Source organism: Terrisporobacter sp. (assembly GCF_017888745.1).
Lineage (GTDB): Bacteria > Bacillota > Clostridia > Peptostreptococcales > Peptostreptococcaceae > Terrisporobacter.
Genome location: NZ_JAGHFM010000385.1, coordinates 1 through 1,827, shown reverse-complemented (window position 1 = coordinate 1,827; position 1,827 = coordinate 1). Strand labels below are relative to the sequence as shown.

Here is a 1,827-nt window from a genome sequence, read left to right as displayed (position 1 = left end):
CTATTTTGACTATATTAATATTTCAAAAATAAAACTAATAAATACATAAATAATAACGTATAAAAAGAAAGAAAAAATAAAAAAAGTTCGGAAAACTGTTGTAAAAAAATGGTTATACATATATAATTGAAGAGAAAAAAAACGAACTATAATATAAAAATAAAGAATATAGTTATTATTAAGGGAGAATTTTATGAATACAAAAGTTATTTACCAGTTAGATGGGAGACCGAAATTAAGTGAAGCAATACCACTGGGATTACAACATGTATTAGCTATGTTTGTGGGGAACGTTGCACCACTTATAATAATTTCAAATGTGCTAAATTTAGATGGGCAAACTCAAGCATTATTGATTCAATGTGCAATGTTTGTATCGGGAATAGTAACATTATTACAATGTTATCCAATTGGTCCAGTAGGAGCAAAGCTTCCTATAGTAATGGGGACGAGTTTTGGTTTTGTGCCAGCAGCTATAGCCATAGGTGTGAAATATGGTATAGATGGATTACTAGGAGCTTGTTTAGTGGGTGCAGTTTCTGAAATCTTGTTAGGTGGACTTATACTTAAGCGTATAAGACAGTATTTCCCACCAGTAGTTACAGGAATAGTAGTATTAACTATGGGCATTGCACTTTTGCCAACAGGGGTTACTTATTTTGCTGGGGGAGAAGGAGCAGTTGATTTTGCTTCACCATCAAATTTATTATTAGGTACAATTGTACTAATTACAGTTATATTTTTCAAACAATATACTAAAGGAATGCTTAGTATATCATCAATTCTTATTGGATTAGTAGTTGGGTATATAGTAGCTATACCTATGGGTAAAATAGATTTTTCTTCTTTATCACAAGCACCGCTTTTATCTGTGCCAGTACCATTTAAATTAGGAATATCATTCCATCTAGATGCAATTATAGCTATGATATTTGTGTATCTTGTTTCAACTGTAGAAACTATAGGAAATATAACAGCAATAGCAAGCTCTGGACTTGGTCGTGACGCTAGTGAAAAAGAAATAATAGGTGGAGTAATTGCCGATGGTTTAGGTAGTTTTATAGCTGCCATATTTAACGTGTTACCTAACACTTCTTTTGGTCAAAATGTAGGAATAATATCTATGACAAAAATAGTTAATAGATTTGTCGTTGCAACAGGGGGATTTGTTTTAATATTAGCTGGAATATTCCCTAAAGTAGGAGCACTTATATCTTTAATGCCACCTAGTGTACTTGGAGGAGCTTCAATAGTTATGTTTTCTATGATAGTTGTAAGTGGTATAAGACTAATAACTAGTGAGCCATTAACAGAAAGAAATGCTATGGTAATTGCAGTATCATTAGGTCTTGGACTTGGAGTATCTTATGTCCCTGGATTCTTTGATTCTTTCCCAGAATCTATTCAATTAATATTTGGTGAATCTAAGACTGTATTACCTGCTATAATAGCATTAATACTTAATATAGTTTTACCTAAAGAAGAGGCTATATCAGAAAATATTGACTTATGTAACAATGATACATGTTCAGAGAATTTAGCTGAAGCTTAAAAACAAATCAAATATTTATCTTAAATATAACAAATTAAAAAATATGCATGTGTTAAACCACTTATATAGTGTTTTAATGCATGCATTTTATAAAGTAAAGAGATATATTTTATCAAAATAAAAAAATATATCTAAAAAAATTTATATGATAATTGAAATATCTAATTATGATATTCTATTATAGATTAAAAAATGTTATAAAAAATGACAAAATATACTTTATGGGAGGACGTATTATGTTTACACTAATGGAATTAGTGCAACCTCAGTCACTT

Annotated in this window: 1 protein-coding gene; it reads left to right on the top strand. The window is 29.9% G+C overall.

The window, feature by feature from the left end:
- The first annotated feature begins 193 nt into the window (after positions 1–193).
- On the top strand, positions 194–1,552 hold the full coding sequence (locus J7G74_RS16285) for a uracil-xanthine permease family protein (RefSeq protein WP_297137331.1): 1,359 nt from the start codon (positions 194–196) through the stop codon (positions 1,550–1,552).
- The last annotated feature ends 275 nt before the right edge of the window (positions 1,553–1,827 follow it).